Here is a 26,469-nt window from a genome sequence, read left to right as displayed (position 1 = left end):
GGTTTGCATAGTAAAGGATTAATTTAAGCAGAATGCCTATTTAACGGAATAATCCCTTAAAAATTACACTCAATCCTCCTCCCGGCGCTTATATCTTCTCCATTTTTCCAGTACCCCGGTAAAATCTGCCGGTAATTCACTCTCAAATAGCATCGGCTGGCGGGTTTTGGGATGAATAAACCCTAATGTCTGGGCATGCAGGGCATGCCGTGGCATGATCTCGAAGCAGTTATCTACAAACTGTTTGTATTTTGTGTACACCGTTCCTTTTACAATACGGTCCCCGCCATAAGTTTCATCATTAAAGAGGGAATGCCCTATATGCTGCATGTGCACCCGGATCTGGTGTGTACGGCCAGTTTCGAGCTTACAGGCAACGAGTGTTACATAATTAAAACGTTCCAGTACTTCATAATGCGTGATGGCTTCCTTGCCCTGTTCCCCATCCGGGTAAACATCCATGATCTTCCGCAAACGCTGGTGGCGGCCAACATGGCCTTCTACCGTGCCTTTTTCTTCTTCAAAATCACCCCATACCAATGCCATATAGCGCCGGTTTACAGTATGATCAAAGAACTGTTTGGCCAGGTCCGTCATGGCCTTTTCTGATTTGGCTATTACGAGCAGGCCGCTGGTATTTTTATCTATCCGGTGCACCAGCCCAAAACGGGGGATGGTTTCCACCACATTCTCCTTATCCTCACTGAGATAATAGGCCAAAGCATTTACCAGTGTGCCGTTGGGGTTGCCGGAACCGGGATGTACCACCATACCGGGAGGTTTATTGATCACCATTACATCCTCATCTTCATATACAATGTTCAGGGGAATGTTTTCCGGTTTGATCTCTGTGCTCTCAGGGCTTCTGTTGGAATATACAATGAGGCGGTCCAGGGGCCGCACCTTATAATTCGCCTTAACAGGTTTATCATTAACCAGCACCATGCCGGCCTCAATAGCCTGCTGCACTTTACTGCGGGTGGCGCCCTCAATGCGGTTCTGGATGAACTTGTCTATCCGTAAAGGCTCCTGTCCTCTATCCACGATAAGGTTCACCCTTTCGTAGAGTTCCTCGCTACCTTCCCCGTTTTCCAGTTCATCTTCCAATACCGGCAATTGATCGCTCATCAGTAAAAATTTTTGCAAAGATAGCTTATAGTTATCTTTGCAGACGAATGAAACAGCAGATAAGAGTGAACGATTTGGGTGTAATTCCCTACCAGCGGGCCTGGGACTACCAGGAACAGTTATTACAGGAAAGTGTGCAACTCAAGGCCGCATTGCGTAATGGCACCGCTTTGGAATCTGCTGCCATTGCCCACCACCTGCTTTTTTGCGAACATCCACCGGTATATACCCTTGGCAAAAGTGGCCACCTGGAACATTTGCTCATCAACCGCCAGCAACTGGAAGAAAAAGGCATCGAATTCGTGCAAACCAACAGGGGAGGGGATATCACCTTTCATGGCCCCGGCCAGGTAGTAGGTTATCCCATCATAGATCTGGAGCTGTTCTTTACAGATATTGGCCGGTATTTGCGTTTCCTGGAAGAAGTGATCATCCGCACCATGGCAGATTACGGTTTGCAGGGCGCCCGCTCAAAAGGAGAAACCGGTGTTTGGCTTGATCCGGAAGATCCTGCAAAAGCCCGAAAGATCTGTGCGATGGGCGTACGTTGCAGCCGTTGGGTAACCATGCATGGTTTTGCCATCAACGTTAATACAGACATGGATTATTTTAACAACATCGTTGCCTGTGGCATCGTTGATAAGCAGGTAACTTCTTTAGAAAAGGAACTCGGCCATGCCATACCCCTGGAAGAAGTGAAAAGTAAGATCGCAATGTATTTTGCAGAAGTATTTGAAGCAGAGTTACTTGTAACTGAGGGGGATAAATAAGTTCCATTTCTCCAGCAACTTCCCTTCCTCAAAGATTTCAAAGTTGAACCAGCCCGCATGCATGAAAATGGCCTTTTCTATGATCAGGAAGGGCTCCTGCACATGATCCACTTCAAACAGGAAAACGCCGGTAGGCTCATAGAACTTAACGCCATATTTCTTCTTCATGGCTTCCGGCAGCCGGATATTCACATTCCCGTCAGCAGTAGTATAGATATAATTGGATGGTTTCCAGGGAATAGTCTCTTCTTTTTTGGTAGCGCCTGTTTGGCCCTGGCTCAGGTTGGCAATATCCGAGGCATTCAGTTTGGCATCCGCACTGATCGTTGAATCTTCAACGGCCAGCACCACTTTACTGTGCATGTAACGGTTATTGGAAAAGAGGATAAAGAGGCGGTAGTAGTTTTTGCCCGGTAAAGGTTTGTTATCCATGTAGGCATTACGGCTTTCACCGGGACTGCTGGCATAACCGATCGTGGTAAAGTTCAGCACACTGTCCAGCGAGCGCTGGATACCTATCTGCACTGCATTGGGGAAGCCGGATATCCAATCCAGCTGTATCTTCCCTGTTTTGATCAGGGCAGAAAAGTCCGGCAATACCGGCGGTACACGCTCTTGTGCTTTCGTAGCAGTGATGGCACTCAGTAAGATCACCACAACAATTATTCTTCTAACAGTCTGCTTCATACAGTTGATCCAAAACTCTTAAGATGGCTAAAGTACAAATATACGTTGTCACTTTTTAAAAGCATAGAACGTCAGGAAGTAATGAATCATTGCCCTGTAAACCACCGGAATGGATCAATAACAAACGGCTGTTTTCCGGGAAATAACCCTGCTCCACCAGCTTTTTTACGGCAAGTACCATTTTGCCGGTATATACCCTGTCCAGCGGAATGCCCGTTTGCCGGTAGAAATCATTCATAAAGTCAATCAGCGCAGGGCTCATTTTACCATATCCCCCTTCATGAAAATCGTGCAGTAATTCCCAGGGGCCCGGGCTGATCAGCAAACTCTCTATTTCAGACTGTAAAGAGAAAGCCCCTTTCAGCGCAGAAATGCCCACTACTTTTTGAACAACATGGTCCGGACTGCCAACAACCAGTTTAGCGAGATCATGCAACACCTCGTCCACAATGGTTTCATGCCCTTCCACGGTAGCATTGATAAGTCCTGCCATGGTGGTGCCTGTACCTACAGAACAGATAATATGGGTGAAGTCTTTCGTGTCTGCCAGTGCAAGGATCTCGCTGCATCCTTTTACCCCCAGGGCATTGTGCCCGCCTTCCGGGATCAAGTAAGCATCCGGGGGAATGATATCATCGTCGAGCTGATGGAGAGCGTACATATAATCATCCGCCCCCATGCTGCCATCAGATGTGAGCACCCGGTATTCTTCCCTGCTCACAAATACCAGCTGCATACCCATGCTGCTGGCCTGTTCCAGCGTACTGCTCAAAACAGGAGGTCTTTCGCCACGGATGATACCTGTACAGCGCAAGCCTTTCATCTTACAGGCAGCAGCAGCAGCCAGGATATGATTGGACCATGCCCCGCCGAAAGTAACAATGGGTTTGCCTTTCGCCGCTTCCAGGTTATATTTCAGCTTAAACCATTTGTTGCCGGAAACAAATGGATCAAGCTGGTCCAAACGCAACATGGCTGCCGGGGTATGCTCCGGCAGCCATGTGGTATGAATAGGTTGTAATATGTCTTTAGTGGAAAAGTGCATTCCGCAAATTAACACTTTGTTTGCCTTTTGGCCCAAAACTCACCTGCAGTTGTTTTCCTCCGCCGGCATCAAAGTATTTCACACTGATCTTGTGGAACCCTTTGCGCAGTGGGATCATACCAATTTTATCTGTGGGCGCATGTTCGCCATCATTATCCACGATCACTTCATCATCCACCGCTAATATGGAACCGTCGTCAGAATTCGTTTTGAATTCATACAAACCATCTGTTTCGATCTTCACATATCCTTCGTAACGTACACCAAAAGCAGGTTTAACCGTGAACGGACGGATATCAAAAGCAGGCAGCACACCTGTTGAATCTGCTTTTCCTTCGCCTACATTTTTAGCCTGTTTGAAAGTTTTAAAGTAAGCATCGAACTTAACACCTTTTGTGGTGGGATTTATATTCAATGCTGTCTTATAGTCCTTACGCATATAAGTAGCAGAATATACGCTGCTGGCCCTTCCTGAAGGTGTGATCACAATCAGTTTAAGTGTAGTGGTACCATTGGAAGGTGCTGTAACCACAATTGGTTTCGTGTATAAAGTACTGCTGGCAGCAGGTTCACTGCCATCCAGTGTATAACGGATGGTGCCATAAGCTACGGAAGGTTTTAAGGTAACTGTAGTGTTGGCGCCAGTCATTACTTCATCCGCCAGACCTTGTGGTTCAGGGATGCGGAAATTCAAACGTACATCATCCCACAAAGCAAGATGTCTTGGCAGGCTGTTCATAAAGCGGGTATAGTCCTTTTTGTTCTGTGGGCTCCAGGCAATCTCCGCCATGGCAATCGCACGCGGGAAAGCGAAGTAATCAACAGATTTTTCCGTAGGTATATACTCCGTCCAAAGATTACCCTGCACACCTGTGATGTATTTTTTCTGTTCCTCTGTAAGTTCAGCAGGATATGGTTCATAGCTGTACACCTTTTCCAGTGGCAGATATCCGCCAATGGCCAAAGGTTCCGTAGCAGGATTTCCCTGGTTATAATCAAGGTAGAGATAAGTATTTGGCGTCATGATCACATCATGCTTTTGCTTCGCTGCTTCAATACCACCTGCTTCACCACGCCAGCTCATTACAGTAGCATCCGGTGCCAGGCCACCTTCCAGGATCTCATCCCAGCCAATGATCTTTTTGCCTTTGCTGTTCAGGAATTTCTCCATCCGCTGAATGAAATAACTCTGCAATGCATGCTCATCTTTTAATCCCAGCGCTTTCATACGTGCCTGGCATTTAGGGCATGTTTTCCATCTGTCTTTCGGACATTCATCTCCGCCAATATGTATATACTGACCAGGGAAAAGAGGGATCACTTCCGTTAATACATCTTCCAGGAAAGTAAACACTTCATCATTTCCTGCACAAAACACTTCTTTATGAACACCCCATTTAGTAGCCACTTCATATGGCCCGCCCGTACAACCTAATTGCGGATAGGCTGCCAGTGCGGCGAGTGCGTGACCCGGCATTTCAATTTCCGGGATCACCGTGATATGGAATTTTGCAGCGTATGCCACTACCTGTTTAACCTCTTCCTGTGTATAATAACCACCATAAGGTTTTCCGTCATACTTACCATCCCTGTAAGGGCCTTCCATTGTTTCCTTTCTTTGGGAAGCAACAGATTGCAGCTTGGGATATTTTTTTATTTCAATGCGCCAGCCCTGATCTTCCGTCAAATGCCAGTGAAGACGGTTCAGTTTATAGAAAGCCATTACCTGGATCAACTTACGGATGTAATTAACATCAAAGAAATGACGGCCTACATCCAGCATAAAACCGCGATAGGCAAAACGTGGTTCATCTTTGATCGTTACACCGGGAACAATGATCTTGTTCTTTGCAGCTTTTACTTCCGGTTTTAATGGCATTATCTGCTGAAGCGTTTGCACCCCATAGAACATACCGGCAGCGCGCCCTTGCAGCACAATTTTATTTCTTGCCACTGTGAGCTGATAACCTTCAGCCGGCAAAGCATCGTCCTCTGAAAATACCAGCGTGCTATTTTGCATCGTGCCTTTTTCTAAAACGAAATTGTAGTTGGAAGCCACGAACTGCACAAATACTTCCGCCGCTTGTTGCGCCGCTTCACTATTTGCGAAGTATTTCATCTGTGGTGTGATCGTTACCTGACCGCCGATCATTTCTACTGACCTGGGTTCAGGGATAATTGATAATACGGGTTGCTTCTGCTGCGCCAAGCCTGTAAAACAAGCCAGCGCCATGAAAGCAAATAGGAGCGTTTTTTTCATATTGAGTTGATTGCTTAAAGTTCATTTATCCATTCAGTCCGCCTTTGCCGCGATATAGCTTCACGGGCTTATCCAGCTTTAATTCCAGTACGGTCATGTATTCATCCTGCACAGAGGACGGTACATCAATATAGATCAATCCGGGTACCGGGCTCCAGGAGATCTTACCCACGATCTTATGTGTGAGTTTAGTTCCATTGCCAACAACGGTAATATCCTGGATCTTATTATCCAGGCCTTTCACCATGATCTGCCCGCTCACTTTGCCCGGCAGGAAAAGATACAGCGTGGTAGAATCTTTAGACAAGGTAGTAGGGCCATAGAAGTGCCCCTGCGGAATACCGCCGATAGTAGAAAAGATGGCTTTATCGTGTTTTTTATTCCACTTGCCTAACTCCTTGAGCACGTTAATTTGCTCCGGAGGAATAGTGCCATCTGCTTTCGGCCCAATGTCCAGCAACATATTGCCGCCATTACTGATGGCATCTGCAAAGATGGTGATCACTTCATAAGGTGTTTTCCAGTTAGTGTCCTGTGGCTGATATCCCCAGTTGTTATTGATGGTCATGCATAATTCCCACCAGTGGAATTGTGGTCTTACTACAGGAAAGTTCTGTTCTGGTGTATCATAATCACCATATCCCTGTAAGCGGCCATTGATAATGGTATTAGGATTATGTGTGGTGAGCATCTTGCGTACTTTCACTGCTTCCCATTCTTCCGCACTACGTTCCCAGTCTCCATCAAACCACCAGAGGTCAGGATTGAATTGCGTCATCACCTCTGCCAGCTGGCCCTGGTAGAACTTTTGGAAGCGTTCCCATCTTTTAGGATCATCACTGATCTTATACCGGCTGCTGTCTTTCAGGAAACCGGGATAATCAGGGGAAGTCCAGTCCAGCAGGGAAAAGTAAGCGCCTGCTTTGATATTATTTTTACGAAGTGCAGCAAAGAAAGGTGTGAGTACATCCCTTTTGGCTGGCGTGCTCTTAGCCGTGCTGAGTTTATTGAATTTGGTATCCCATAAGGCAACACCATCATGGTGTTTGGTGGTGATCACGGCATAACGGGCGCCGGATTCCTTCACCAGGTCAGCCCAGGCTTGCGGATCGTATTTGTCTGCAGTAAAGCCTTTCAGCTGTGCCATATAATCAGCATGAGCGATCTTTTTGTTGTAAAAGCTCCAGCTTTCGTCAATTCCTTTCACGGAATAAATGCCCCAATGAATAAAAATGCCCAGTTTAGCGTCTGCAAACCATTGCATTTTGGGGCTTATCTCTTCGGGGTTGGTCTTTTGTTGTGCATATGTTGGCTGCATGAAATGCAATGCCATGGCTCCCGCCACTACTAATCTTTTCATCTGCGTATAATTTGTAATAAAATATAACTTCACTGTAGACGTTAACGTCGGATCGCAACAATAACAAAAAAATAAAGAGTTGGGGAAAAATTTAATGATTAAATTTAGCCCCCGATATTAATTCGTTCGAAATTTATAAACTAATATCAACAAATGCAACCGACATTATTGATTCTCGCGGCAGGCATGGCCAGCCGTTACGGAAGTTTAAAACAGATCCAACAGTTTGGCCCCAGTGGAGAAACTATCATTGATTACTCTATCTACGACGCTATCCGCGCGGGTTTTGGCAAGATCGTGTTTATTATTCGCGACAACTTTGCTGAAGAGTTTAAAGAGATCTTTGAACCCAAACTGAAAGGCAAAGTAGAAACTGCCTATGTATTCCAGGATATTAATGCTTTCGTGAACGGACATACTATTCCGGCAGATCGCACAAAACCATGGGGTACCGCACATGCCGTACTTTGCGCTAAAGACGCTATTAATGAGCCTTTTGCAGTGATCAACGCAGATGACTTCTATGGTCGGGATGCCTTCGAAAAGATGGCTGCTTTCCTGAAAGAAGAATGCACGGCAGACAGATACAGCGTAGTAGGTTACGAACTGGGTAAAACCATTAGTGAATACGGTTCTGTATCCCGCGGTGTTTGCGAAGTGAACGGCACTGGCAACCTCTCCGGTATCACCGAAAGGACCAAGATCTACATCGATAATGAAAAGATCGTATACGAAGACGGAGACAAGAAAGTGGAACTGGGTCCTAAAACCCCTGTATCCATGAACTTCTGGGGTTTTGCACCCTCCGTGTTCCCGATCAGCGAAAAACTGTTCGATCAGTTCCTGGACCAAAAGATCACAGATCCTAAATCTGAATTCTTTATTCCTATCGTGGTAGACCAGTTCATTGCCAGCGGTACAGGTTCTGTTAAAGTGATCCCTACCAGCTCACAATGGTTTGGTGTTACTTATAAAGAAGATGCTCCCGGTGTGCAGGCAAGCCTGTCCGCATTAGTAAATAAAGGGGAATACCCGGATAATCTCTGGAAATAATGGTGAATGCTGAAATTATCAGTGCTTTTGGATTGAATGCGGCCGACTTTGAAGTAAAGAAATTTGGAAGCGGCCATATTAACAACACCTTTCTATTAAGCGGACAGCAGGAACAGAAGTATATCCTGCAAAGGATCAATACCTACGTTTTTAAGGAACCGGGCGTTATTGCCCGCAATCTGAGACTGGCAGCCAGTTTTCTGGCTAAACACCATCCGGATTACCTGTTCATCACAGCTATTCCCACGGTAACGGGGGAGGAGATGTTCCATTTTAACGAGGAATACTGGCGGATGATCCCCTTCATTCCCAACTCAACCTCTGTAGATCAGGCAGATACACCTAAACAGGCGTATGAAGCTGCCCGTCAGTTTGGGAAAATGGCCCGGCTCCTGCATGGTATCGACCTGCATGAGTTCAAAGCCTCTATTCCCAACTTTCACAATCTCACCTTGCGTTATGCCGCCTTCCAGGAAGCTATCCGCACCGCAAAAGAGGAAAGGAAGAACTTTGCAGAAGAACTGATAGAACAATGTCTGCGTTATTCAGACATCGCCATCACTTTTGAGTCCCTTAAAACGGACCCCGAGTTTGGCGACCGCCTGATGCACCATGATACCAAGATCAACAACGTACTGCTCAACAAAGACACCTTTGAAGGCATCTGCGTGTGCGACCTGGATACCCTGATGCCCGGTAAGATCATCTCAGACCTGGGAGATATGGTGCGTACCTATGTATGCCCTGTTTCCGAAGAAGAGCGTGATTTCAGCCAGATCAGCGTAAGAGAGGATTATTACGAGGCATTAATGAAAGGATATCTCTCTGAAGTAGGCAGCACACTGTCTCAAACAGAGAAAGACCATCTTTTCTATGCAGGTAAGTTCATGATCTACATGCAGGGCGTGCGTTTCCTTACAGACTATCTGAATGGGGATGTGTATTATCCCATCAAGTATCCGGAACACAATTATAACCGGGCAAAGAACCAGTTAGTGCTGTTAGAGAAGCTGTTAGAGAAAGAAGAGAAACTACAGGCGGTGATCGATACCTGCCTTCAGGGTTAAAATTATACGGGCTGCCTCCAAAAAAGGCAGCCCATTTTGATAGGAACCACAGTAAGTTCGATATTCTTAGATTTTATTCAATCTGGAAAGCCATTATTTCGATATTTTTAAAAATAGCCCCTGAGTTTAATTTTTGACAAAATATTCACCCTTGTATTGTTTTTTACTTCAATCACCAATACATTTGTACTAGTCAACAAAATTGATCAGACCTCCATGTGGTTAAATAAAGACAATAACAAGATCAGTCACATAGTGCCCCAGCTCAACTGGGCAATCACACTAGTCGTGATCGTCATTGTCATTATTAGCCACCAAACCGGAGGATAGAAAAGCGTGTATTAAACTAACTAAATATAGAACGCCTTCCTCCACACCGGGGAAGGCTTTTTTTTATGTGCAAATTCCAATAATATGTATAGCTATTACAACGAAAACACGATTCTCTACTTTGATGGGGCTTATGCTAAAGCCGCAGAAACCAAAATCGACCTTTACGGTCAATCTCTTCATTATGGATACGCAGTGTTTGAAGGCATCCGTGCTTACAAAACCGCCAGTGGTGAGGTAAAGATCTTCAAAGCAAAAGAACACTTTGACAGGTTTAAGCGTTCCTGCGAACTGATACACATCCCTTACAAATACAACAACGACGAGCTGATCGCCGCTTGCTATAAAGTGCTGGAGATGAATAACATGCAAGAGGCGTACATTCGTCCGCTGGTATTCTGTCCTCCTAACATGACCCTCAAAGCTGCTACAGAAACACATCTGCTGATCTGTGCATGGGAATGGGGTGCATACCTTGGTGAGAAACTGTTGCGTGTAATGGTTTCCTCTTATCAGCGTCCTAACCCGAAAGCTTTTAAGATAGAATCCAAAGCGGCGGGCATGTATATAAACTCCATACTTGCGTCGCAGGAAGCTAAGGAAAAAGGATATGAAGAAGCGCTGCTGCTGGATATCGACGGATTCGTCGCTGAAGGCCCCGGCGCTAATCTTTTTTATGAAAAAGAAGGAACGATCTACACCCCGCAAAAGGGTAACATCCTCCCAGGTATTACCCGCGCTACTGTGATTGAGATCTGCGGAGAACTGGGTATTCCATTGGTGGAGAAACAAATTACCGTGGAAGAGCTCAAGCAGGCAGAAGCAGTCTTCTATTGCGGAACTGCAGCTGAAGTGATCGGATGGGATTCTCTGGACGGTCAGGGTTTCAGCAAATCATGGGCAGACTCTTTGGGCAAGGTCATTCAACAGGCCTACAAAGCAAGGGTCCTCGAAAAAGAATTCAAACGCGAAGCTATTCCAGCTTAGTGTACAGATAGCAGGGTGGTGGACCAGGCTATCAGCGGGTCCGCCACCCTCTTTTTTTACTTTGAATGGCGTAACCGCTAAAACCCCTAACCCACTGCCATAGCGAATTTTGGCCTTCGAGGCCGCCTTTTGAAGACCGGGAACCGGCAAATTATAGGTTTGAAGATGAAGCGCTCCGGGGATACTTTTACCAATATTTCGAAATTAGGCTAACTGACTAATCATATGGAGTTAAACAAATACAGCAAAACGATAACACAGGATCCAACGCAGCCCGCTGCACAAGCTATGCTGTACGGAATTGGATTAACAGAGGAAGATCTGAAAAAAGCGCAGGTAGGGGTGGTTAGTATGGGTTACGATGGTAACACCTGCAATATGCACCTGAACGATCTGGCGAAAGAAGTGAAAAAAGGCGTCTGGGCAAATGACCTGGTAGGCCTCATTTTCAACACCATCGGCGTAAGCGACGGTATCAGCAATGGTACAGATGGTATGCGTTATTCCCTTGTTAGCCGTGATCTGATTGCTGACTCTATTGAAACAGTTTGTGGCGCGCAGTATTATGATGCCCTGATCACTGTTCCGGGTTGTGATAAGAACATGCCTGGTTCCCTGATGGCAATGGGTAGATTGAATCGCCCCGCTATCATGGTATACGGCGGTACTATTGCCCCTGGTAAATATAAAGGACAAGACCTGAACATCATCTCTGCATTCGAAGCCCTTGGTCAGAAAATGGCCGGCAACCTGGATGAAGGAGATTTCAAACAGATCGTACAAAATTCCTGCCCTGGTGCAGGAGCATGTGGCGGTATGTATACTGCCAATACCATGAGCTCTGCTATTGAAGCGCTGGGAATGAGCTTACCTTACAGTTCCTCCAACCCCGCACTCAGCAAAGACAAACAGGATGAGTGTTTCGAAGCAGGTAAGTACATCCGCCTGCTCCTCGAAAGAGACATTAAGCCAAAAGACATCATGACCTATGAAGCATTTGAAAATGCCATCACAGTCATCATGGCACTTGGCGGCAGCACCAATGCTGTATTACATTTCATTGCTATCGCGAAATCTGTTGATATCAAGATCAACGCAGATGATTTTCAGCGTATCAGTGATAAAACACCGCTGCTGGCGGATCTGAAGCCCAGCGGTAAATACCTCATGGAAGATCTGCACAACATTGGCGGCGTTCCCCTGGTAATGAAATACCTCCTGAAAAAAGGTATGATCCACGGTAATTGCCTCACCGTAACCGGTAAAACAATTGCAGAAAACCTGGAGAACGTTCCTGACATCGACTTTACAACACAAAATATTATAGTTCCGCTGGAACAACCACTGAAACAAACCGGTCACATCCAGATCCTTTACGGCAACCTTGCAGAACAAGGTTCCGTAGCAAAGATCACCGGTAAGGAAGGAGAACGTTTTGTTGGCCCTGCACGTGTTTTTGATGGCGAATTTGAATTGATAGCAGGTATCACTTCCGGTAAAGTAAAACAGGGAGATGTAGTCGTCATCCGTTATGTAGGTCCTAAAGGCGGGCCTGGCATGCCGGAAATGCTGAAACCTACTTCCGCTATTATGGGAGTTGGTTTAGGCAAGAGCGTAGCCCTCATTACAGATGGCCGGTTCTCTGGTGGCACGCATGGTTTCGTCGTCGGCCACATTGTGCCGGAGGCTTACGAAGGCGGTACCATTGCCCTGGTGAAAGATGATGATGTAATAGAACTGGATGCAGTGAACAACATTATCAAAGTTAACCTTACTCCTGAAGAGTTGGCAACCCGCAAAGCCGCATGGAAACAGCCGGCATTGAAGGCAACGAAAGGAATATTATTCAAGTACGCTAAACATGTTAAAAATGCAACAGAAGGATGTGTTACCGATGAAGACTAACGAGTCTGACAAACGGGCCGCCGCTGCCAACATTATCACTGGTGCTGAAGCTGTGATCCAGTCATTGATCGCAGAAGGTGTTAAAACCATTTTCGGCTACCCGGGCGGTGCTATCATGCCCATTTACGATGCCCTGTATGATTTCCAGGATAAAGTCCATCATATTTTAGTTCGTCACGAACAAGGCGCTACGCATGCTGCGCAAGGTTTTGCACGTGCAAACGGACAGGTAGGTGTGGTGTTTGCCACTTCCGGCCCCGGCGCTACCAACCTGGTAACAGGTCTCGCTGATGCTTATATGGATTCAACGCCTATGGTATGTATCACAGGTCAGGTAGCTGCTGCTTTATTAGGTACAGATGCTTTCCAGGAAACAGATGTGATAGGTATCACAACTCCGATCACTAAATGGAACATCCAGGTGACCAAACCGGAAGATATTCCCGGCGCAATTGCTAAAGCATTTTATATCGCCAAAAGTGGCCGTCCCGGTCCCGTACTGGTAGATATCACCAAAAACGCACAATTCGGCAAGCTGGATTTTCAATACAAAGCTTGTGAATATATCCGCAGTTATCGTCCCGTTCCTGAATTGAAAATGGAAGACGTGACCGCTGCTGCAGAAATGATCAACAACGCTAAAAGGCCTTACATTTTATGTGGCCATGGTGTACTTATCTCCAGCGCAGAAAAAGAACTGATAGCATTGGCTGAGAAAGCGCAGATCCCTGTAGCTTCCACACTGCTGGGCCTTTCCGCTGTACCTGTTGATCATCCCTGTTATGTAGGTTTCTTAGGTATGCATGGTAACTATGCGCCTAACATCAACACCAATGAATGTGATGTACTGATCGCCATCGGTATGCGTTTCGATGATCGTATCACTGGAGACGTAGGTTCTTATGCTCGTCAGGCAAAAGTGATCCACATAGAAATTGATAAGGCAGAGATCCACAAGATCATTCATGCAGATATTGCAGTGCACGCAGATGCAAAGCAGGCGCTGGAAGCATTGCTGCCACTGATCAAACCTGCGGAACATAAAGAATGGATGCAATCATTCAAAGAGCTGGACAAACAGGAGTACGAGAAAGTGCAGCAAAAAGAATTACATCCCACAGAAGGTATGCTGAAGATGGCAGAAGTGATCCGCATCATCTCTGAGCAAACAGACGGTAAAGCCATCCTGGTAACAGACGTAGGCCAGCACCAGATGGTAGCTTCCCGCTACTACCGCTTTAAAGATCCCAACACCAATATCACCAGTGGTGGTATGGGTACCATGGGTTTCTCACTGCCGGCATCTATGGGTGCTAAAGTTGGCGCTCCTGAAAAAGAAGTGGTAGCGATCATCGGAGACGGTTGTTTCCAAATGACCTTACAGGAACTGGGTACTATTTATCAATCACAAATAGGTGTGAAGATCGTGATCCTGAACAATAATTTCCTGGGCATGGTACGCCAATGGCAGCAGTTGTTCTTCGATAGAAGATATTCCTCTACTGAAATGACGAACCCGGATTTCGTACAGATCGCCAAAGGATTTTTCATCCCGGGCCGCAAGGTCAGCGAACGTGCAGAGATTGAAGGCGCAGTAAAAGAAATGCTGGACACACCAGGTGCTTATCTCCTGGAAGTGGTGGTAGAGCAGGAAGACAATGTATTCCCAATGGTTCCTGCTGGTGCAGCCATCTCAGCCATCCGCCTCGAGTAATTCAATTCATTTTTAGAAAAGACACAACATGCAAAAAGAATATACCATAACGGTGTACACGGAAGACAGGATTGGGATCACCAATCGTATCTCCGTGATCTTCACCCGCCGGGGCATCAATATCACCAGTTTAACCACTGCGGAAACAGAGATCCAGGGCGTTTATAAGTTCATCATCACCGTACTTTCCAACAGGGAACTACTCGATAAAGTGGTGGGACAGATAGAAAGGCTCATCGAGATCCATCGTGCATTCGTACACGAGGAAGATGAAGTGGTGTACCAGGAACTGGCATTGTACAAGATCTCTACGAAAGCCCTGCACAACGGGGATATTGAAAAGATCATCCGTGATAACAATGCGCGTATCCTCACCATTACGCCGGATTATTTCGTATTAGAAAAAACAGGCCACCAGCAGGAACTCATTGCGATGCTCCAAAAGCTGGAACCATATGGCCTCATAGAATATTCCAAAAGCGGTCGCGTTGCGATCGTGAAATGGAGCCGTCGTTTCCACGAACATCTGAAAGACTTGTCCTTAATTGAAACTGACAATCTGAAGGACTAAATCGACGCAATTTTTTAACAACTCTTTAAAAAAACACTATCAAAACATGGCAACCATCAATTTTGGCGGAGTACTGGAAGACGTAGTAACCAGAGAAGAATTCCCCATGGAAAAAGCAAGAGAGGTTCTGAAAAATGAAACTATTGCTATCATTGGTTATGGCGTACAAGGTCCCGGCCAGGCTCTGAACCTGAAGGACAATGGCTTTAACGTGATCATCGGTCAGCGTAAGAATTCCAAGACCTGGGATAAAGCAGTAGCAGACGGATGGGTTCCGGGCGAAACTTTGTTCAGCATCGAAGAAGCGGCTGAAAAAGGTACGATCATTCAATACCTGCTCTCCGATGCAGGTCAGATCACCCTTTGGCCTACCCTGAAGCCTTTCCTGACTCCTGGTAAAGCGCTGTATTTCTCTCACGGTTTTGGTATCACTTATAAAGAACAAACCAGCATCATTCCTCCTGCTGATGTAGACGTGATCCTGGTAGCCCCTAAAGGCTCCGGTACTTCTCTCCGCAGACTGTTCCTCGCAGGTCAGGGTCTGAACTCCAGCTTTGCTATCTTCCAGGATGCAACCGGTAAAGCCCGCGACAGAGTCATTGCGCTTGGAATCGGTGTTGGTTCAGGATATCTCTTCGAAACAGATTTCAGAAAAGAAGTATTCTCTGACCTTACCGGTGAGCGTGGTACTTTGATGGGTTGTATCCAGGGTATCTTTGCTGCGCAGTACCAAACACTCCGCACAAACGGTCACTCTCCTTCAGAAGCTTTCAACGAAACCGTGGAAGAACTGACCCAATCCCTGATGCCTTTGGTAGCAGAGAACGGTATGGACTGGATGTATGCTAACTGCTCTACTACTGCTCAACGCGGTGCGCTGGACTGGTGGAAGAAATTCAAAGAAGCAACACAACCAGTATTTGATGAACTGTACGCAAGCGTAGCTGCCGGTAAAGAAGCAGCTCGTTCTATCGACCTCAACAGCCAGCCTGATTATCGCGCTAAGCTGGAAGTGGAACTGGCAGAACTGCGTAACAGTGAAATGTGGCAGGCAGGTGCAGCAGTTAGAAAACTGCGCCCTAATAAATAATCATACAAATGAAAATGGGAAAAGTGAAATATCTTTTCCCATTTCATTTTGAAATAGCGGTAAGAAATGGAGGAAGTCGTCAATACAGTCAATACGCTCCGGATAAAGGAAGCAGCCGAAAGGTTAAAGTCAGTGGTGATCCATACACCGCTTACTTATTGCGCCAGTTTATCCCGCCGGTATAACTGTGAAGTGTACCTGAAGAGAGAAGATATGCAGGTAGTACGCTCGTATAAATTACGCGGCGCCTACAATATGATGAGCAGCCTGGATGCAAAACAACTGGCAGATGGTGTTACCTGTGCAAGCGCCGGTAACCATGCACAGGGTTTTGCTTATTCCTGTAAAAAGCTGAACGTGAAAGGGGTAGTATTCATGCCCATTATCACACCTAAACAGAAAGTGAACCAGGTAAGGATGTTCGGTGGTGAAAATATTGAGATCAGGCTGGTAGGCGATACCTTCGATGATTGCTCTGTTGAAGCACAGGCATTCACCCTGCAAAATAATATGACGTTCATTCCTCCCTTTGATGATATCAAGATCATTGAAGGACAGGGAACTGTAGCGCTGGAGATCCTCGAGGAACAATCCGGCATCGATTATTTATTTGTACCGGTTGGCGGTGGCGGCCTGGCCGCTGGTGTTGGAACATACTTCCGCACTTACAGCCCCCAGACTAAGATCATTGGCCTTGAGCCTGTAGGTGCCCCTTCCATGGTACGTGCACTGGAGAATGGTGGTCCCGTTACTTTAGGAGATATAGACCGCTTTGTGGATGGTGCTGCCGTAAAACGTGTAGGCCAGCTCACTTATTCCATCTGTAAAGATGTGCTGGATAAAATGAGCCTCGTGCCGGAAGGCCGCGTCTGCTCTACCATCCTTCGTTTATACAATGAAGAAGGGATCGTGGTGGAACCTGCCGGTGCATTATCCATGGCATGCCTGGATGATTTTGCTGAAGAGATCAAAGGAAAGAAAGTAGTGTGCGTAGTGAGTGGCAGCAATAATGATATAGACCGGATGCAGGAGATCAAGGAACGTTCTTTGCTCTATGAAGGATTAAAACATTATTTCATTATCAGGTTTGCACAACGCCCCGGTGCATTGAAAGAGTTTGTGAATTACGTATTAGGACCCGGAGACGATATCACCCGTTTTGAATTTATTCAGAAACATAATAAGGAAACAGGGCCTGCATTAGTAGGGATCGAGTTGAGTGACCGGAAGGATTATGATGTACTCATAGCTAACATGCAGCAATACAATATCAATTACACCGAACTGAATAAAGACGACAATCTTTTTGGTTACCTGGTTTAGTATGGTTCAACCTATAGTAGTGTTCAAAGCCCCGGTCGTTGCGATCGGGGTTTCTTTTTTGGGGTTAACTGACAGATGAAGCCAGTTTCCTTCTTTTTTTCTTCTCTTCAGAAGGAATATATGGCTTCAACTTCAGTTTTTCAATTTTAGGCGTGGCGATATGAATGTTGTAAGACATCTGTACACGTTGCCAGATCTCTGCGGTGCCACCAAATACCTTGGCTATCCGCAGGCTCATTTCAACAGAAATATCTGCCTTGCCATTGCATACATTAGATAACGCCGTACGCGTTACCTTTAGTAAGGCAGCGGCCTCTGTGATAGTAAGGCCTTGCTCTTCTATCACTTCCGACCTTAAGCATAGGCCGGGATGTAAAAATCTCATTCTTCGTTCCATCATCATAGTTTTAATGGTAATCCAGGTAATCTACATTGTAGGCATTGCCGCCATCAAACAAGAAAACAATCCTGTAATTACCGGTTACTGTTAAACTCCAGAGATTCTTTACAGGCCCTTTTAAAGGATGGATGCGCCATCCTTTAATACCTGACAGATCATCCGGAACAATTTCCGCATCATTCAACTGATCCAGCATAAAGAGGATCTTTGTCAGTAATCGAGCAGGTAACCTGCTCGCATCATCGTACTCCCACAAAGCCCTCAAGGCTTTGCTCTTAAAATTTTTGATCATAATCCGCCCAGGATTAACAAAGTGAACAATATGGGGCATTATGATCTCTGCATAGTGTAAAGTTACGCTTTACACTATGATCTTCAAATCTTTTTCTTTAAATTACAGGCATGCTTAGCTTCTGGGAAAAACAAAGCCTCCTCCAATATGACTGCATCCTTTTAGGAAGTGGTATTGTTGGTCTCTCCGCAGCCATCAGCTATAAAGAGAAGTTCCCCCGCAAAAGGATCCTGGTGTTGGAAAGAGGGTTATTACCCACAGGCGCCAGTACCAAAAATGCCGGTTTCGCCTGCATTGGCAGCCTCACAGAGATCCTGGAAGATCTGCAGACCATGCCGGCAGAAGAAGTGGTTTCCCTCGTTCACATGCGCTTAAAAGGTTTGCAACTCCTGCGTTCCCGCATCGGAGATGATCGTATGAACTACCGGGAAAATGGCAGTTATGAACTGATCAGCGCAGCAGAGTCTTCTGCACTGGAACAAATGGAAAGTGTCAATTCCATGCTCTTCGGCATTCTACCCGGTCCGGCATTCAAGCTGGCAGATGAAAAACTGAAGCGATTTGGCTTTAATACACAACACGTTCAATCCCTCGTACAGAATAATTTTGAAGGAGAACTGAATACCGGCATGATGATGCGCACCCTGATAGACCTTGCCTTTGAAAGAGGCATAGAGATCAAAACAGGTTGCGAGGTCATTGGTTTTGAAGAGAATGCTCAACAGGTACTCGTTACCGTACAGCAGCCCGGTAGTAAAGAAACACTTACCTTTAGTGCAGCACAACTGGCTATATGCACCAATGCCTTCGCGAAAGGCCTGTTACCAGAACTGGATATCACACCAGGCCGCGGGCAGGTACTGATCACAACGCCTATAAAGGGATTACCCTTCAAAGGTGTTTATCATTTTGATAAAGGATATTATTACTTCAGAGAGATAGAAGGCCGTGTTCTCTTTGGCGGCGGGCGTAACATGGATTTTGCAGGAGAGGCCACTACCAGTTTTGAATTGACAGACAATATCCAGCAGGACCTGGAAGAAAAACTCCGCACTTTCATCCTACCCAATCATTCTTATACCGTAGAAGACCGCTGGACGGGCATCATGGGATTTGGTAAAACCAAACGTCCTATACTACAAGCATACTCTGATCGTATATTCCTGGCTGTGCGCATGGGAGGAATGGGTATTGCCATTGGTTCTGAAGTGGGCAGAACATTGGCTGGCATGATGCAAGGCTAAAGAATAATCGCAATTGTTAGTACTGAATTAACGGCGCCTTGCAATCAAGGGCTGCAATGATTATATTTAACCAAGATCGTTTACAGGTATGAAAAAGATCCTTATCCTTCTGTTACTGTTAAGTAACGCAGTTCATGCGCAACAACAATCCCTGCAACTTTGGTACAAACAACCTGCCCGCAGATGGGAGGAAGCATTGCCCGTAGGAAACGGCAGGCTGGGAGCCATGGTATATGGCCGCCCTGATAAAGAGATCCTCCAGATCAATGAAGAAAGCGTATGGGCCGGCAATAAGTTTAACGATGCCAATCCCAATGCCTTTCAGTACCTGGACACCATTCGTAAACTGATCTTTGCCGGAGAAAACGAAGAAGCCCTGAACCTTGCACAAAAGAACTTTGTAGCCGTAGATGGTGAGAACTCCAACCGCATTGCACGCAACTTCCGTTCCTATCAAACCCTGATGAATGTAAACATCGATTATGGCGCCAGGGAGGTAACAGATTATAAACGCCAGCTGAACTTAGTGAACGGGATCGCCGCCACCACTTATAAAGTGAATGGCATAGAATATAAACAGGAAGTACTGGCCTCTGCGCCGGACAATGTGATCGTGGTACGTATTACCACGGTGAAACCCGGAACCATCAATGCCATCCTTTCCCTGGACCGCCCGGATACAAAAGATACGGCCACACATATGAAAGATTGTGCCGTCACCACATTGGGAAATAACCAGCTCATATTGAATGGCCGCATCAATGATAAGAACACAAAAGACCTGCGTGGCCCGGAAGGATACCACATGCGTTTTGCCGGCATATTACAGGCCGTGCCACAGGGTGGTACCGTTGCAGCAAAACAGCAAACCCTGCAAATAAAGAATGCGGTGGCCGTTACCTTATATATACAGGGCGCCACAAATTATAACGCCGTAAAACAGGATATTGACGAAGGAGCGAACATCGCACTGAATAAATGCAAGCAACTGCTGCAAAAAGCTGTCATACGCAGTTATGCACAGATCGCCGCCAATCATGTGAAGGACTTTGAGCCTTACATGAAAAGAGTACACTTGCAGATCAATGGATCTGATGGTGAAGATGAGTTGCCAACCGATGAAAGATTACAGCTGACAAAAGCAGGCAAAGAAGATGCACACCTGATTGCCTTGTATTTTCAGTATGGCAGATACCTGTTGCTTTCCAGTTCCCGCAAACCGGGTTTGCTGCCCGCTAATCTGCAAGGGATCTGGAACCAGCATATAGATGCACCCTGGAATGCGGACTTCCATACCAATATCAATCTGCAAATGAACTACTGGCCGGCGGAAGTATGCAACCTTTCTGAAACAACAGCCCCGCTGTTTGATTTCATGGACAGGATCCGCCCGGAAGGACGCAAGACCGCAAAGAAAATGTACGATGCCCGCGGATGGGTAGTGCACCATTGCACAGATGCTTTTGGTAAAACAGGCGTACAGGCCAATGCTGCCTTTGGTACTTTCCCCATGGCTGCCAGCTGGATGTGCCTGCATTTCTGGGAACACTTTGCGTTCACACTGGATTATGAATTCCTGAAGACCAAAGCGTATCCCATCATGAAGGAACATGCTTTGTTCGTGGAAGACTTCCTGGTGAAAAGCCCTGAAGGTTACCTCGTTACCATTCCTGCCAGTTCTCCTGAAAACAGGTTTAAACATCCCGTAACAGGAAAACCTACTGGTATCACCTATGGCCCCACAATGGATAATCAGATCTTAAGGGAGTTCCTCAATAAATGTATTGCAGCAGCAAAAGTATTAAGAACAGATTCTGCAGAGGTCGTAAAATGGGAAGGCATGGTAAAACTATTACCACCTACTAAAATAGGAAAGGACGGCAGGATACTGGAGTGGATCAATGAGTACGAAGAAGCAGAACCTGGTCACCGGCATATCTCACATTTATTCGGATTACATCCCGGTACGCAGATCACAGAACAAACACCTTCTTTATATGAAGGCGCCATGCGTACACTCACTGGCCGCCTGAGCCAAGGTGGTGGGCATACCGGATGGAGCCGCGCCTGGATCATTAATTTCTATGCCCGTTTAAAACAGGAGGACAGTGTGCGTAATCATTTACAGGCATTGTTCGCCAAATCCACCCTGCCCAATCTCTTCGATAATCATCCGCCCTTCCAGATAGATGGCAACTTTGGGGGTACAGCAGGTATAGCAGAAGCCCTGTTGCAAAGTCATGGTGATTATGTTGAACTGTTACCTGCATTACCTGCTGCATGGGGAAATGGCTCAGTAACCGGTCTGCGCGCAAGAGGAGGTTTTGAACTGGACATCACCTGGAAAGACGCAGAACTTTCCGGTCTGAAACTTCGTTCTATAGGAGGTCGTAACCTCGTTCTTAAATATCGTCAACATCTTTTGCCACTTACAATTGAAAGAGGGAAGGAGATCATCGTTCCGGTTAACCAATTGTTATAAAACAACGTCTACGTATTATGAAGTATTTTTCGTTTTTCTTATGGCTGCTACTGCCATTTACGATCAAAGCCCAGCAGTACAAACCTACCTGGGAGTCGCTGGACAGCCGGCCTGTTCCTGCATGGTTCGAGAACGCTAAATTTGGCATCTTTATTCATTGGGGAGTTTATTCTGTTCCTGCCTGGTCTCCCAAAGGCACTTACTCAGAATGGTACCAGTACTGGCTGCAATCGAAACAGGTGTATGGTAACAACAACCCGAAACCCACCGCTGTATTTGACCATCACAACAAAGTATACGGAGAAGATTTTTCCTATTACAAGTTTGCTGAACTCTTCAAAGCAGAAGATTATGATCCGGATGCATGGGCTAAACTCTTTGAAAAGTCCGGTGCCAAATATATTGTACTCACTTCCAAACACCATGATGGATTTGCGCTCTGGCCCAGTAAGGAAGCCAGTAAAGCTTTCGGCAAACCATGGAATGCCATGGAGTCCGGTGCTAAGCGGGATGTGCTGGGAGACCTCACTGCTGCCGTTAAAAAAACAAGCGTGAAGATGGGCTTCTACTATTCGCTTTATGAATGGTACAACCCGCTTTACAAAAACAAACAATACAAACAGTATGTGAATGAACATATGATCCCGCAGCTGAAAGACCTCGTGAACCGTTACGAGCCGGATATCATCTGGCCGGATGGAGAATGGGAACAGTCTGATACCGTATGGCAATCCCGGGAATTCCTCACCTGGCTGTACAATGAATCACCGGTGAAAGACAAGATCGCAGTGAATGACCGCTGGGGGAAAGGTATCCGCAAGAAACATGGTGGTTATTACACGACGGAATATGAAGTAGGGGCTACTTTCAACCGCCCATGGGAAGAATGCCGTGGGATGGGATTTTCGTTCGGTTATAACCGTAATGAAGATATTGAAGACTATAACAGTGCCCAATCCCTCGTTTACCTGTTGCTGGATATCGTAAGCAGCGGTGGCAATCTCCTGCTGGACATCGGGCCGGATGCACATGGTAAGATCCCGCCCATTATGCAGGAGCGCCTTTTGCAGATCGGGAAATGGCTGGATGTTAATGGAGAGGCCATCTACAACAGCAGGAGCTGGAAAACCCCGGTACAATGGTCTGAAGGCCGCCGCGACTGGAAACCGGCAGAAGGGATGGTAAGCGGGGAAGCCATGCTGAAACAGACCGTTCATCCGGATCCGGGTTTTGCCGTGAAGGAGATCTTCTTTACCCGCAATGGTAATACTATATATGCCGTAACGCCACAATTGCCGGAAGGTAAGTTCCTGATCAAAGGGGTAAACCCTTCAGCAGCCACCACGGTGCAAATGCTGGGCCTGAAAAAGCCACTGGCTTTTAAAAAGGTAAAAGATGGTATAGAAGTGACTGTGCCTAAGCTTTCTGTAAAAGAAGTTCCCTGCGAATATGCCTGGACTTTTAAAGTATCCGGCGTTATGTAATTGATATTGAATGAATTAAAGCGTTCCGGGGAATTTTCCTCCGGAACGCTTTTTATATCTGTACTATTAAAATAGTACAAATAGTTTGTTATCTTGACACGCTATTTTCGTTCACCACGTTCACACGTTTTACTGAGATACAATGAAAAATGATTCTTTATTCTTCTGGGACAAAATGGTGTTCCTGCTTTATTTTCTGATTGTTGCAGGCTACGGTTATTATATCTATCGTAGAAAGAAGAAGGCAACAATGGAAACAAAGGATTTTTTCCTCGCAGAAGGATCCCTTACGTGGTGGGCTATTGGTGCATCGCTGATCGCATCCAATATCTCTGCTGAACAGTTTATTGGTATGTCCGGTTCCGGTTTTAAAATGGGACTGGCTATTTCCACATACGAATGGATGGCTGCAGCAACATTGATGGTAGTGGCTATTTTCTTCCTGCCCATCTACCTGAAGAACAAGATCTTTACCATGCCGCAATTCCTGCTGCAACGGTATGATAGCCGCGTAAGTACAGTGATGGCGGTATTCTGGCTTCTGTTATATGTGTTTGTGAACCTCACATCCATCTTATATCTCGGCGCACTGGCTATCCAGACGATCTCAGGTTATGAGTTTTCCACCTGTATCATTGGTCTCTCCGTTTTTGCCATCTTTATTACACTGGGCGGGATGAAAGTGATCGGTTATACAGATGTGTTGCAGGTATTCTTCCTGATCTTAGGTGGTTTGGCTACCACTTATCTTGCACTGAACCTCGTATCCGATCATTTTGGTGGTCAGGGTATGTGGGAAGGACTGGGTTTATTACGTCAGAAAGCACCGGAGCATTTCCATATGATCTTTGATAACTCAAGCGAACATTATAAGGAACTTCCTGGTATTGCCGTACTCATTGGCGGTATGTGGATCATCAACCTGAACTATTGGGGATGTAACCAGTATATCACACAAAGAGCGCTGGGTGCAGATCTGAAAACAGCGCGTAATGGTTTGCTGTTTGCAGGGTTCCTGAAATTGCTGATGCCGATCATTGTGGTATTACCTGGTATTGCTGCGTATGTATTGTATAAGAACGGTATGTTCCAGACGCAAATGCTGGATGCAGCTGGTGCCGTGAAGCCGGATCATGCTTATCCGGTGTTGTTGAACCTGTTGCCGGAAGGGCTGAAAGGTTTATCATTTGCAGCACTCACTGCTGCTATTGTGGCTTCTCTCGCCGGAAAGGCCAACAGTATCGCTACTATATTCACGCTGGATATCTACAAACATTTCATTAAGAAAGATGCTACGGAAAAGGATCAGGTGAATGTCGGCCGGATTGCGATCATCGTTGCCATTATAATAGGTGCTTTAGTGGCCCCGGCATTGAAGAGTCTCGACCAGGGTTTCCAATTCATCCAGGAATACACCGGTTTCATTTCTCCGGGCGTATTTGCGATCTTCATAATGGGCTTCTTCTGGAAACGTACTACAGCTAATGCAGCACTCGTAGGTGTTATCCTGGCTATTCCATTATCCGTTGCACTTAAATACTTTTACCCCGCGCTGCCATTCATCAATCGTATGGGTTGGGTATTCGTGATCATCGTGGCACTGATGGTACTCATCAGCCTGCTGGATCCGAAAAGTAAAAATAATGAAAAAGGTCTTGAGATTGATGCTTCCATGTTCAAACTCAGCACCGGCTTTGCAGTGGGGGCAGTACTGATCTGTGGTGTCCTCGCGGCACTGTACACTATCTTCTGGTAATATTCATTTGCGGAAAACTAATTATGTATTTACTCGGCTACGATATTGGATCTTCTTCCATCAAAGCGGCATTGCTGGATGCCGCTACAGGAAAGTGTTTAGCCACAGCCACCGGCTCTGCTGATGAACTGGTTATCCAGGTGCCCCGCGCCGGATGGGCAGAGCAGGACCCGGAAATGTGGTGGCAGGAAGTGATCAAAGCAACACACGCATTACAACAATTACATCCCTTTGATCCTGCAGCCGTAAATGCTATTGGTATTGCCTACCAGATGCATGGATTGGTTTGTGTGGATAAAGAACAGCAGGTATTACGCCCCGCTATCATCTGGTGCGACAGTCGCGCTGTGCAGATAGGAGATGAAGCAGCGATCGCATTAGGTGAAGCATACACTTTGCCGCATCTGCTCAATTCTCCCGGTAACTTCACTGCATCCAAATTACGCTGGGTACAGCAAAATGAACCGGCTTTATATGAGCGCATTCAGCACATCCTGCTGCCCGGCGATTTTATTGCCATGCGCCTCACAGGAGATGCCGTTACCACATTATCCGGTTTATCTGAAGGTATCTTTTACGACTTTGCAGAGCAGCAGGTATCCACTTCTCTGCTGGACTATTATAAGATAGATAAGCAATTACTGGCGCCGATCGTGCCTACCTTTGGAGAGCAAGGCCGTGTAACAGAAAAGGCAGCACAACTGCTGGGTCTGCGTGCAGGTATCCCCGTTACCTACAGGGCCGGAGATCAGCCCAACAATGCATTTTCCCTCAATGTGCTGCAACCCGGTGAAGCCGCTACCACAGCAGGTACATCAGGTGTAGTATATGCTGTGCATGACCAGGTGGCGTATGATGCGGAAAGCAGGGTGAACACGTTCATCCATGTGAACCAAACCGCCAAAGAGATCAGGAATGGTGTACTCATGTGCCTGAACGGAACCGGTATTTTAAATAGCTGGTTGCGTACTATCACAGGTGGCATGGATTATAACAAAATGAATGAACTGGCTGCCCGGGCACCCATCGGATCAGACGGTCTGCAAATATTCCCTTTCGGAAATGGTGCTGAACGTATCCTCGCAAACCGGCAACCGGGCGCAAGGGTAGAAGGCCTCGCATTTGGTGTGCACCATCAGCAACATCTGCTGCGGGCAGGCCAGGAAGGGATCGTGTTTGCTTTAACCTATGGCGTGGATATCATGCGCGAAATGGGTTTAAAGATCAATCGCGTACGTGCCGGCAAAGCCAATATGTTCCTCAGCCCTTTATTCCGGGAAGCATTTGCCAATACGGCCGGTGTGACCATTGAATTGTATAATACAGATGGTGCATTAGGCGCAGCACGGGGTGCGGGCGTAGGCTCCGGTTATTACAGCAATATGAAAGACGCTTTCATTGGCATGGAATGCCTGGCCACTATTGAACCGGAGAAAGCGCCGCAACAGGCATATGCAGCGGCCTATCACCAATGGAAAAAACGATTGGAACAGATCTTACTTGAATCCTAAAAAACATTGA

Annotated in this window: 21 protein-coding genes; 14 read left to right on the top strand and 7 right to left on the bottom strand. The window is 46.3% G+C overall.

Going from position 1 to position 26,469, the window contains the following annotated elements; genetic code table 11:
- Positions 1-69 precede the first annotated feature (69 nt).
- A complete protein-coding gene (locus tag GFS24_RS12750; RefSeq protein ID WP_153659938.1) occupies positions 70-1,128 on the bottom strand; it encodes an RluA family pseudouridine synthase in 1,059 nt (352 codons plus the stop codon).
- 47 nt (positions 1,129-1,175) lie between these two features.
- Between GFS24_RS12750 and lipB the strand changes: the two genes are divergently transcribed.
- Positions 1,176-1,898, top strand: a complete 723-nt coding sequence (gene lipB / locus GFS24_RS12745) for a lipoyl(octanoyl) transferase LipB (RefSeq protein ID WP_153659937.1) — start codon at positions 1,176-1,178, stop codon at positions 1,896-1,898.
- Here the strand turns inward: lipB and GFS24_RS12740 are convergent.
- The 4 genes from GFS24_RS12740 to GFS24_RS12725 are packed head-to-tail and all read right to left on the bottom strand — an operon-like array spanning position 1,872 to position 7,250.
- On the bottom strand, positions 1,872-2,585 hold the full coding sequence (locus tag GFS24_RS12740) for a hypothetical protein (protein WP_153659936.1): 714 nt from the start codon (positions 2,583-2,585) through the stop codon (positions 1,872-1,874). The genes lipB and GFS24_RS12740 overlap by 27 nt on opposite strands.
- A 55-nt stretch (positions 2,586-2,640) precedes the next feature.
- The gene (locus GFS24_RS12735) at positions 2,641-3,630 is read right to left on the bottom strand and encodes a 1-aminocyclopropane-1-carboxylate deaminase/D-cysteine desulfhydrase (protein WP_153659935.1); all 990 of its coding nucleotides are present in this window, start codon (positions 3,628-3,630) and stop codon (positions 2,641-2,643) included.
- Entirely contained in the window at positions 3,614-5,890 is a 2,277-nt protein-coding gene (locus tag GFS24_RS12730; RefSeq protein ID WP_153659934.1) for a family 20 glycosylhydrolase, read from the bottom strand. Before GFS24_RS12730 ends, GFS24_RS12735 begins: the two co-directional genes overlap by 17 nt.
- 25 nt (positions 5,891-5,915) lie before the next feature.
- Positions 5,916-7,250, bottom strand: coding sequence for an alpha-L-fucosidase (locus tag GFS24_RS12725; protein WP_153659933.1), 1,335 nt, complete (start codon positions 7,248-7,250; stop codon positions 5,916-5,918).
- A 153-nt stretch (positions 7,251-7,403) separates the two neighbouring features.
- Here GFS24_RS12725 and GFS24_RS12720 point away from each other — a divergent pair, with 153 nt between their 5' ends.
- The 8 genes from GFS24_RS12720 (at position 7,404) to ilvA (ending at position 17,290) form a co-directional block, all read left to right on the top strand.
- Positions 7,404-8,303 (top strand): sugar phosphate nucleotidyltransferase, encoded by a 900-nt coding sequence (locus GFS24_RS12720; protein ID WP_153659932.1) that lies wholly within the window; start codon positions 7,404-7,406, stop codon positions 8,301-8,303.
- Positions 8,303-9,370, top strand: a complete 1,068-nt coding sequence (locus tag GFS24_RS12715; RefSeq protein ID WP_153659931.1) for a phosphotransferase enzyme family protein — start codon at positions 8,303-8,305, stop codon at positions 9,368-9,370. The genes GFS24_RS12720 and GFS24_RS12715 overlap by 1 nt, the downstream gene beginning before the upstream one ends.
- Before the next feature lie 414 nt (positions 9,371-9,784).
- Entirely contained in the window at positions 9,785-10,687 is a 903-nt protein-coding gene (locus GFS24_RS12710) for a branched-chain amino acid transaminase (RefSeq protein ID WP_153659930.1), read from the top strand.
- A gap of 225 nt (positions 10,688-10,912) precedes the next feature.
- Positions 10,913-12,592 carry a dihydroxy-acid dehydratase gene (ilvD, locus tag GFS24_RS12705; protein WP_153659929.1) on the top strand — a complete coding sequence of 560 codons (1,680 nt, stop codon included), beginning with the start codon at positions 10,913-10,915 and terminating at the stop codon, positions 12,590-12,592.
- Positions 12,558-14,306 carry a biosynthetic-type acetolactate synthase large subunit gene (gene ilvB / locus GFS24_RS12700; protein ID WP_371730557.1) on the top strand — a complete coding sequence of 583 codons (1,749 nt, stop codon included), beginning with the start codon at positions 12,558-12,560 and terminating at the stop codon, positions 14,304-14,306. Before ilvD ends, ilvB begins: the two co-directional genes overlap by 35 nt.
- Before the next feature lie 28 nt (positions 14,307-14,334).
- On the top strand, positions 14,335-14,877 hold the full coding sequence (gene ilvN, locus GFS24_RS12695; protein WP_153659928.1) for an acetolactate synthase small subunit: 543 nt from the start codon (positions 14,335-14,337) through the stop codon (positions 14,875-14,877).
- A gap of 46 nt (positions 14,878-14,923) precedes the next feature.
- Positions 14,924-15,967 carry a ketol-acid reductoisomerase gene (gene ilvC, locus GFS24_RS12690; RefSeq protein WP_153659927.1) on the top strand — a complete coding sequence of 348 codons (1,044 nt, stop codon included), beginning with the start codon at positions 14,924-14,926 and terminating at the stop codon, positions 15,965-15,967.
- A gap of 66 nt (positions 15,968-16,033) precedes the next feature.
- Positions 16,034-17,290 carry a threonine ammonia-lyase IlvA gene (gene ilvA / locus GFS24_RS12685; RefSeq protein WP_153659926.1) on the top strand — a complete coding sequence of 419 codons (1,257 nt, stop codon included), beginning with the start codon at positions 16,034-16,036 and terminating at the stop codon, positions 17,288-17,290.
- A 64-nt stretch (positions 17,291-17,354) separates the two neighbouring features.
- Here ilvA and GFS24_RS12680 read toward each other — a convergent pair whose 3' ends face one another.
- Together GFS24_RS12680 and GFS24_RS12675 are read right to left on the bottom strand one after the other, a co-directional pair.
- Positions 17,355-17,687, bottom strand: a complete 333-nt coding sequence (locus tag GFS24_RS12680; protein ID WP_216647398.1) for a HigA family addiction module antitoxin — start codon at positions 17,685-17,687, stop codon at positions 17,355-17,357.
- Between the two features lie 10 nt (positions 17,688-17,697).
- Complete coding sequence (locus GFS24_RS12675) at positions 17,698-17,982, bottom strand: type II toxin-antitoxin system RelE/ParE family toxin (RefSeq protein ID WP_173003061.1); 285 nt, start codon at positions 17,980-17,982, stop codon at positions 17,698-17,700.
- 110 nt (positions 17,983-18,092) lie between these two features.
- Between GFS24_RS12675 and GFS24_RS12670 the strand changes: the two genes are divergently transcribed.
- The 5 genes from GFS24_RS12670 to GFS24_RS12650 all read left to right on the top strand — a co-directional run bounded on the left by GFS24_RS12670 (position 18,093) and on the right by GFS24_RS12650 (position 26,459).
- Positions 18,093-19,226, top strand: a complete 1,134-nt coding sequence (locus tag GFS24_RS12670; RefSeq protein WP_153659924.1) for an FAD-binding oxidoreductase — start codon at positions 18,093-18,095, stop codon at positions 19,224-19,226.
- 88 nt (positions 19,227-19,314) lie between these two features.
- Positions 19,315-21,708, top strand: coding sequence for a glycoside hydrolase N-terminal domain-containing protein (locus GFS24_RS12665; RefSeq protein ID WP_153659923.1), 2,394 nt, complete (start codon positions 19,315-19,317; stop codon positions 21,706-21,708).
- Between the two features lie 17 nt (positions 21,709-21,725).
- Positions 21,726-23,192 (top strand): alpha-L-fucosidase, encoded by a 1,467-nt coding sequence (locus GFS24_RS12660; RefSeq protein ID WP_153659922.1) that lies wholly within the window; start codon positions 21,726-21,728, stop codon positions 23,190-23,192.
- A gap of 142 nt (positions 23,193-23,334) precedes the next feature.
- The gene (locus tag GFS24_RS12655) at positions 23,335-24,948 is read left to right on the top strand and encodes a sodium/sugar symporter (protein WP_153659921.1); all 1,614 of its coding nucleotides are present in this window, start codon (positions 23,335-23,337) and stop codon (positions 24,946-24,948) included.
- 23 nt (positions 24,949-24,971) lie between these two features.
- Positions 24,972-26,459 (top strand): xylulokinase, encoded by a 1,488-nt coding sequence (locus tag GFS24_RS12650; RefSeq protein ID WP_153659920.1) that lies wholly within the window; start codon positions 24,972-24,974, stop codon positions 26,457-26,459.
- Positions 26,460-26,469 lie beyond the last annotated feature (10 nt).

Source organism: Chitinophaga sp. SYP-B3965 (assembly GCF_009647655.1).
Classification (GTDB): Bacteria; Bacteroidota; Bacteroidia; order Chitinophagales; family Chitinophagaceae; genus Chitinophaga.
Note: the sequence above shows the minus strand (reverse complement) of the source record. Positions and strands in the feature narration are given on the sequence as shown.

What these genes read in the sequence shown, in the direction of transcription:
- GFS24_RS12750 (WP_153659938.1), bottom strand. Translation starts at nt 1,128, where the DNA reads ATGAGCGATCAATTGCCGGTATTGGAAGATGAACTGGAAAACGGGGAA.
- lipB (WP_153659937.1), top strand. Translation starts at nt 1,176, where the DNA reads ATGAAACAGCAGATAAGAGTGAACGATTTGGGTGTAATTCCCTACCAG.
- GFS24_RS12740 (WP_153659936.1), bottom strand. Translation starts at nt 2,585, where the DNA reads ATGAAGCAGACTGTTAGAAGAATAATTGTTGTGGTGATCTTACTGAGT.
- GFS24_RS12735 (WP_153659935.1), bottom strand. Translation starts at nt 3,630, where the DNA reads ATGCACTTTTCCACTAAAGACATATTACAACCTATTCATACCACATGG.
- GFS24_RS12730 (WP_153659934.1), bottom strand. Translation starts at nt 5,890, where the DNA reads ATGAAAAAAACGCTCCTATTTGCTTTCATGGCGCTGGCTTGTTTTACA.
- GFS24_RS12725 (WP_153659933.1), bottom strand. Translation starts at nt 7,250, where the DNA reads ATGAAAAGATTAGTAGTGGCGGGAGCCATGGCATTGCATTTCATGCAG.
- GFS24_RS12720 (WP_153659932.1), top strand. Translation starts at nt 7,404, where the DNA reads ATGCAACCGACATTATTGATTCTCGCGGCAGGCATGGCCAGCCGTTAC.
- GFS24_RS12715 (WP_153659931.1), top strand. Translation starts at nt 8,303, where the DNA reads ATGGTGAATGCTGAAATTATCAGTGCTTTTGGATTGAATGCGGCCGAC.
- GFS24_RS12710 (WP_153659930.1), top strand. Translation starts at nt 9,785, where the DNA reads ATGTATAGCTATTACAACGAAAACACGATTCTCTACTTTGATGGGGCT.
- ilvD (WP_153659929.1), top strand. Translation starts at nt 10,913, where the DNA reads ATGGAGTTAAACAAATACAGCAAAACGATAACACAGGATCCAACGCAG.
- ilvB (WP_371730557.1), top strand. Translation starts at nt 12,558, where the DNA reads ATGCAACAGAAGGATGTGTTACCGATGAAGACTAACGAGTCTGACAAA.
- ilvN (WP_153659928.1), top strand. Translation starts at nt 14,335, where the DNA reads ATGCAAAAAGAATATACCATAACGGTGTACACGGAAGACAGGATTGGG.
- ilvC (WP_153659927.1), top strand. Translation starts at nt 14,924, where the DNA reads ATGGCAACCATCAATTTTGGCGGAGTACTGGAAGACGTAGTAACCAGA.
- ilvA (WP_153659926.1), top strand. Translation starts at nt 16,034, where the DNA reads ATGGAGGAAGTCGTCAATACAGTCAATACGCTCCGGATAAAGGAAGCA.
- GFS24_RS12680 (WP_216647398.1), bottom strand. Translation starts at nt 17,687, where the DNA reads ATGGAACGAAGAATGAGATTTTTACATCCCGGCCTATGCTTAAGGTCG.
- GFS24_RS12675 (WP_173003061.1), bottom strand. Translation starts at nt 17,982, where the DNA reads ATGATCAAAAATTTTAAGAGCAAAGCCTTGAGGGCTTTGTGGGAGTAC.
- GFS24_RS12670 (WP_153659924.1), top strand. Translation starts at nt 18,093, where the DNA reads ATGCTTAGCTTCTGGGAAAAACAAAGCCTCCTCCAATATGACTGCATC.
- GFS24_RS12665 (WP_153659923.1), top strand. Translation starts at nt 19,315, where the DNA reads ATGAAAAAGATCCTTATCCTTCTGTTACTGTTAAGTAACGCAGTTCAT.
- GFS24_RS12660 (WP_153659922.1), top strand. Translation starts at nt 21,726, where the DNA reads ATGAAGTATTTTTCGTTTTTCTTATGGCTGCTACTGCCATTTACGATC.
- GFS24_RS12655 (WP_153659921.1), top strand. Translation starts at nt 23,335, where the DNA reads ATGAAAAATGATTCTTTATTCTTCTGGGACAAAATGGTGTTCCTGCTT.
- GFS24_RS12650 (WP_153659920.1), top strand. Translation starts at nt 24,972, where the DNA reads ATGTATTTACTCGGCTACGATATTGGATCTTCTTCCATCAAAGCGGCA.